The 6,136-nt window shown below is 39.5% G+C and carries 8 protein-coding genes; all 8 read left to right on the top strand.

Annotated elements, in window-relative coordinates:
• A partial coding sequence (locus tag RM549_RS18105) for a hypothetical protein (protein ID WP_311687374.1) occupies positions 1–366 on the top strand: 366 nt, incomplete at its 5' end.
• Positions 367–802: 436 nt separating this feature from the next.
• A complete protein-coding gene (locus RM549_RS18100) occupies positions 803–1,123 on the top strand; it encodes a YHS domain-containing protein (protein ID WP_311687372.1) in 321 nt (106 codons plus the stop codon).
• Positions 1,124–1,293: 170 nt separating this feature from the next.
• Positions 1,294–3,693: a glycoside hydrolase family 65 protein gene (locus tag RM549_RS18095; RefSeq protein ID WP_311687370.1), complete on the top strand. Its 2,400-nt coding sequence runs from the start codon at positions 1,294–1,296 to the stop codon at positions 3,691–3,693.
• Between the two features lie 150 nt (positions 3,694–3,843).
• A complete protein-coding gene (locus tag RM549_RS18090; protein ID WP_189602871.1) occupies positions 3,844–4,080 on the top strand; it encodes a hypothetical protein in 237 nt (78 codons plus the stop codon).
• 4 nt (positions 4,081–4,084) lie between these two features.
• A complete protein-coding gene (locus RM549_RS18085; RefSeq protein ID WP_189602872.1) occupies positions 4,085–4,297 on the top strand; it encodes an SHOCT domain-containing protein in 213 nt (70 codons plus the stop codon).
• Between the two features lie 17 nt (positions 4,298–4,314).
• Positions 4,315–4,587, top strand: a complete 273-nt coding sequence (locus RM549_RS18080; protein WP_189602873.1) for a DUF5676 family membrane protein — start codon at positions 4,315–4,317, stop codon at positions 4,585–4,587.
• A gap of 165 nt (positions 4,588–4,752) precedes the next feature.
• The gene (locus RM549_RS18075; RefSeq protein ID WP_189602874.1) at positions 4,753–5,763 is read left to right on the top strand and encodes a type II glyceraldehyde-3-phosphate dehydrogenase; all 1,011 of its coding nucleotides are present in this window, start codon (positions 4,753–4,755) and stop codon (positions 5,761–5,763) included.
• Positions 5,764–5,790: 27 nt separating this feature from the next.
• The gene (locus RM549_RS18070; RefSeq protein WP_189602875.1) at positions 5,791–6,126 is read left to right on the top strand and encodes a P-II family nitrogen regulator; all 336 of its coding nucleotides are present in this window, start codon (positions 5,791–5,793) and stop codon (positions 6,124–6,126) included.
• Positions 6,127–6,136 lie beyond the last annotated feature (10 nt).

Genomic DNA, 6,136 nt, shown 5'->3' with positions numbered 1-6,136 from the left:
AAAGTGCAAATAACGCAAACAGAGGTTAATTCAGTAGCAGAAAGTGCTGTGAAAGCAGAGCATAATTATAGAATTGGAGATCAGGTACCCAATGACCTGGTATGTATGGTCAACGATGCTTACATGGCCAAAGCTCAAATTCCAATAGGTGTAAATGGTAAGATCTACTATGGCTGTTGTAATATGTGCGTTGAAACCCTTAACGAAAAAAAAACCGCCCGTATGGCTGTTGATCCTATAACCGGCGAGGCAGTTGACAAATCTGAAGCTTTTATCGTCTTGCTAAACAAAAATGGCACAGTAGCCTATTACAAATCGGAAGCTACGTACAAAAGAGCTTTGGAAGCAGGAAAAGTTAAAAGTTAGATAAGAGATTAAGCCCTGCATATATGGGCCGGTAAATTAACCGTACCCCTCCCCCACATTATTTACCGGCCCATTGGCAGGCACGATGCGTGAATTACCGGAGTTTTATTATAGTTCAATTCCGGTGGAATATTTAAAACTAGAAACTGTCTAGAATCATAAGTACCGTAAAAATCTTTCATGAGATCTTACAGGGAACAAAGGAGAAAATCAAGTAAGAAAACGAAAAAGAAAGAGCGGCATCGTTCCAAGGCCAAAAAGAGTGATAAATTTCTGGCAATATGTGCTTTTGTAATACTCTTTCTTCTAGCTCTGTCCATGGCATTTTTGAGAGACTGGTACTTATAGTGGTGGAATAAAAAAATTAAAAAAAATCAAAAAGATGAAATCGATTTTTGCGAGCACCCTCAGAAAAAGAAATTTTCTAATCATACTCTTGATTTGGATTACCGCCCTGCTCACCTTCACCTCTTGTAGCAGCAGCCGTATAGATTTAGCTCAAGGTCAACACGTGGATCCTGTATGTGGGGTAGTCGTTAGCGAGAAAAGTGCTATAAACTTTAAATACATGGAAAACACGCACTATTTTGATTCTGAAGAATGTCTGACAGTTTTTAGAAAGAATCCAGAAAAGTTTCATAAATCCCAACAAAAAAGAAGGTCTACAAACTGGATGCACAAGGGCCTGGCTCCAGTCGGCGGCATCGTAATGGTTTTAGGAATGACGGCAGCTATGATTATTGGAGTAAGTCATTAAGAGAAAAAGATTACCTATTAAATATTGGAAAAACAATTGGAATATGAACTTTAGAGGTATTAACTGTAAGGAGAATTAATGGTATTATAAACATGATCAGAATGTTATGTAGGTGATGGCGGCCTCTAGAAACTTAGATCGTCAGAAAGTTTAAAAAAATAATAGAAGCTATGCAAAACTGGAAGCTGAAATATGACGGTTTAAGAAAAGAACAAGAGGGTCTCCGGGAAGCTCTATGTACCCTTGGCAATGGCTATTTCGCCACCAGGGGAGCAGCAGAAGAATCAAAAGCTGATGGCACTCATTACCCGGGCACATACCTGCAAGGTGGTTACAACAGGCTCAAATCGCGAGTAGCAGGAAAGACCATTGAAAATGAAGACCTGGTCAATTGGCCTAACTGGCTGCACCTTAGCTTCAGGCTGGAAGGAGATAAGAATTGGTTTCAGTTAGAAAAATTACAGGTCTTGAATTATGTTCAGGAACTTGATATCTCTGCAGGTATCCTGAGAAGGGAGATGCACTTCATCGATGAACAACAGCGGGAAACAAGGATTATCAGTACAAGACTGGTAAGTATGGATAATCCTCACCTTGCCGCCATAAAATGGGATTTTGTGCCGGTAAACTGGTCCGGAATGGTAGAAGTACGCTCTACCCTTGACGGATCAACAAAAAATGAGGGCGTAAAACGATATAAACCTTTAAAGAATCAGCATCTAAAAATAATTAAAAAAGGAGAAGCAGAAAATGCCATTTACATTCTGGTTCAAACGAATCAATCCCTCCTCTATATGGCTCAGGCAGCTAAATGCGTTATTTTTTCTAAAACTCAAAAGCTGGATGTAATACGAAAGTTTTTTCGGGGAAAAGAGGTAATTGGTGAAATATTCACTTTTCACGTGACTCTGGGAGAACAAGTTTCTATAGAAAAAACGGTGTCCCTTTTTACCTCCAAAGACGATGCAATAAGTGAACCGCTCAACGATGCTTTGAAGCAAGTAAATGGTCAGGCAGATTTTTCTGTTGTAAAAAGAAGACATTCTGAAGCCTGGAAAAGATTGTGGAACAAGTTTGATATTTTCGTCAATGCATCGGGAAACTCTCAGCTCCTCCTCAGATTACATATTTTTCATTTGCTTCAAACGGCTTCTAAACTTACCATTGGTCGGGATGTTGGATTACCGGCGCGAGGTTGGCATGGAGAGGCTTATCGTGGCCATATTTTCTGGGATGAGTTATTCATATTCCCAATTCTTAATTACCGCCTACCTGACCTTACCCGTTCCCTGCTCCTCTATCGATATAAACGCTTAGAAGAAGCTAAAAAACTCGCTAAAAGGGAAGGTTATGATGGAGCTATGTTCCCCTGGCAAAGCGGAAGCAATGGACGGGAAGAAAGCCAGGTGGTTCATTTAAACCCGAAATCTGGACAATGGGTTCCAGACAATACATACCTCCAGCGTCATGTTAATCTCTCTATAGCTTATAATATCTGGCAATATTATGAAGTGACGGCAGATAAAAACTTCATGAAATTTTACGGTGCTGAGATGTTAATTGAAATCGCTCGTCTCTTTGCTGAACTGGCCAGCTGGTGCGATTTAAAAAAGCGCTACGAAATAAAAGGAGTAGTAGGCCCCGACGAATTTCATACCGCCTATCCTGGAAATGATAGCCCAGGAATAAATAACAATGCCTACACCAATGTCATGGCTTCCTGGCTTTTTTCCCATACCCTTAAAGCATTTGATTTAATTGGAATTACCCGTCGGGAAGTCTTAAAACAAGAGCTGCAGTTGGATGACAGGGAGTTGGAAAAGTGGAAAGAAATGGGAAGCAAATTATTTATTCCATTTATTGAAAAAGGGATCATCGCCCAGTTTGAAGGCTATGAACGGTTGGAGGATTTCGACTGGGAAGTCTATCGAAAAAGGTACAGCGATATTCACCGGCTTGACCGAATATTAGATGCCGAGGGTGACTCTGTTAATCGCTACAAGGCTTCAAAGCAGGCAGATGTGCTTATGCTCTTTTATCTTTTTTCTTCTGAACAATTAGTACAGCTATTTAAAGGTTTAGGGTATGATTTCAATACATCCAACATTCCTGATAATATTAACTATTATGCTACCCGAACCTCAGATGGTTCTACTCTTAGCCGAATAGTTCGCTCCTGGGTTGTGGCCAGATCCGATCGTAAATGTGCTTGGCATTGTTTCAGAGAGGCACTTGTTAGTGATTTTGAAGATGTGCAGGGCGGCACCACACCCGAGGGTATACATCTGGGCGCTATGGCAGGTACCATAGATATTGTACAAAGGTGTTTTACAGGTTTGGAGATCCGAAATGATGTGCTTTGGCTAAATCCCCAATTACCCAAAGAGATAAATTCCCTCAGTATGAAGATCAATTATAGAGGTGTATGGTTACAGTTAAACTTTTCGGCCAATAGTTGTCGAATAGAGCCTCTGGATGAAGTTGAATCCGACATAAAAATTCAATTTAAGAAACAATCTTTTACAATTTCCAATAAATCAACTAAAGTGATTCAATATCAACAAAACTAAAGATAAATAGATGAGAAAATAACCTATACAGTCAACAAAGAGTATTGAATGTTGGGCAGAATTGAGCAATATCATGTTTTTAAAACATCTTTTTTGTTAACTTATAATATACTCTATGAAGTAATTGTTTAATCATTAAAATAAATTAAAATGAAAAATCACTGGTTATGGATGATCATCGGATGTGTTTTACCTCTTTTGCTCATCTTTTTGGCCCCATCAATTGGATTGGGTGGTGATGTCTGGCTTTTCACATTTATCATCATAATGTTTGCCATACATCTAATGATGCCTATGCGGCATGGAGATCATACTCACGGGTTAACCGATGAGAATTTAAAGAAAAAAAGCAAAGATCAAGTAACAAACCAACATCAAAAAAAATAAAGACATGCACAATTATGATGGATTTTTTGGAATGCACCTCATCTGGTGGTTCATCTGGATAGTTTTTCTTATCTGGGTTTTCATGATACCAACACAATGGGGAAAAAAAACAAGAAGAGAAGAACCACTGGACATCCTAAGAAAGCGATTTGCACGTGGCGAAATTTCGAAGGAACAGTTCGAAGAACAAAAGAAGCTATTAGAATCGGATAAATAATTTTAAAATCTGAAAATATGTATCGATTAAACATAAAAAAATTTGGTTTGGCACTCGGTCTTACCGGAGCTCTCCTTTATGTGGGGTGTGTACTGGTGATGGCCACAGTGGGGCGGGAAGGAACAGTAAAGTTCTTTAACAGTCTTTTACACGGACTGGACACAAGTAGTATAATAAGAATGGATGTGCCTGTACTGGAGGTGTTCTTTGGAATTATCCAGGTTTTCATCTTAAGCTGGCTAATCGGTGCTTGTGTAGCGGCATTTTATAATGCTCAAGTAAAAGGTTAAAGGATACTGCTGCATTTAATGCTTTTGTAATTAAGGATCTACTTGAAATACACTTTTAATCGAGATAAGCCACTCGCCTGGTACATCCAAAGCATAATCAGGTTACTTTAAACACGAAAGTAATGTGAAACAAAGGAACAAGATCAAATTAAAAAATTGGAAGTCATGAAAAAAATAGCAGTAGTAGGTTATGGAGTCATCGGCAAAAGAGTTGCCGATGCCATTGACAAACAACATGATATGGAGTTAACCGGCATTTGTGATATCATAAGTGACTGGCGCATAGAAAATGCGGTAAGAAAAAACTACAATATTTACAGCGCGACACAAGAAGCAGAAAAGGAAATGAAAAACGCCGGATTCTCCGTTAAAGGCGGAATGACAGAGCTTTTAGATCAGGTGGACCTGGTTGTGGATTGCACCCCTAAAAAAGTTGCCGCAAAAAACGTAGAACGATACAAAAGTCAAGGTAAAAAATTTATTGTACAAGGAGGTGAAAAGCATGAAACTGCGGGCCATTCCTTCAGTGCCGAAAACAATTACCAAACCGCTCTAAACATAGATGCTACGCGGGTGGTTTCGTGCAACACCACCTCCATTTTAAGAACTCTTACGGCTCTAAAAAGGGCAAATCTGTTACAAAGTGCCCGCGGTACTCTTTTACGAAGAGCAACAGATCCCTGGGAAAGCCATATGGGGGGAATCATGAATACAATGGTTCCTGAAAAAGATATTCCCAGTCATCAGGGTCCCGATGCTCAAAGTGTAGATCCCGAACTGGATGTTATTACTGCTGCAGTAAAAGTACCTGAAACCCTGAGCCATATGCACTACTGGAATGTGCGACTGACAAAAAAGGCCTCAAAAGATGAAGTTTTAAATGCTTTTAAAACGTCGACAAGAATTAAGATGATTCGGTACGAGCAGGGTTTGGTTTCAAACAATACTATAAAAGAAATGTTCCTGGATATGGGAAGACCCTGGGGGGACATGTACGAAGTTGCACTTTGGGAGGATATGTTGAAAGTACAGGGAGACGAACTCTTCTATGCCTATGTGGTAGACAACCAGGCTATTGTAATCCCCGAAACTATTGATGCGATAAGAGCACTCACAGGTATCATAGAAGATGGGCACGTATCCATACTTAAAACCAACCGCACGTTAGGAATATGATTTATCAATAACAATAAATAAGAGGTTATGAAAGAAATAAAAGCATTCATACGGCCAAATAAAATTAAGGAGGTGATTTCTTCCTTGAGGAGAGAGGGCCATTGCTGTTTAACAGTCTTTGAGGGAGAAGGAACCGGCGATTACACAGATCCTGGAGAAGATTGGCCTTCCCTCAAACTACCATTCCTCCACAGCAAGATCTATAAACTGGAAATCGTCTGTGAGGACAGTAAAGTGGCGGCTATTTGTGACATCGTTCGTCAAAATGGCAAAACAGGAAAAAGTGGTGATGGTCTCATATATGTTTCTGATGTCCAGGATATATTTAAGATAAAAAATACCAAAAACGATAATGTGAAATAACTAATAATTT

Origin of the sequence: Autumnicola patrickiae (assembly GCF_031846525.1) — a bacterium.
In the GTDB taxonomy this organism is placed as follows: Bacteria; Bacteroidota; Bacteroidia; order Flavobacteriales; family Flavobacteriaceae; genus Autumnicola; species Autumnicola patrickiae.
This window is presented reverse-complemented; position numbering and strand designations above follow the sequence as displayed.

Bases quoted from the DNA above. Each gene is read 5' to 3' on its own strand.
- RM549_RS18095 (WP_311687370.1), top strand. From the start codon at position 1,294: ATGCAAAACTGGAAGCTGAAATATGACGGTTTAAGAAAAGAACAAGAG.
- RM549_RS18070 (WP_189602875.1), top strand. From the start codon at position 5,791: ATGAAAGAAATAAAAGCATTCATACGGCCAAATAAAATTAAGGAGGTG.
- RM549_RS18085 (WP_189602872.1), top strand. From the start codon at position 4,085: ATGCACAATTATGATGGATTTTTTGGAATGCACCTCATCTGGTGGTTC.
- RM549_RS18090 (WP_189602871.1), top strand. From the start codon at position 3,844: ATGAAAAATCACTGGTTATGGATGATCATCGGATGTGTTTTACCTCTT.
- RM549_RS18080 (WP_189602873.1), top strand. From the start codon at position 4,315: ATGTATCGATTAAACATAAAAAAATTTGGTTTGGCACTCGGTCTTACC.
- RM549_RS18075 (WP_189602874.1), top strand. From the start codon at position 4,753: ATGAAAAAAATAGCAGTAGTAGGTTATGGAGTCATCGGCAAAAGAGTT.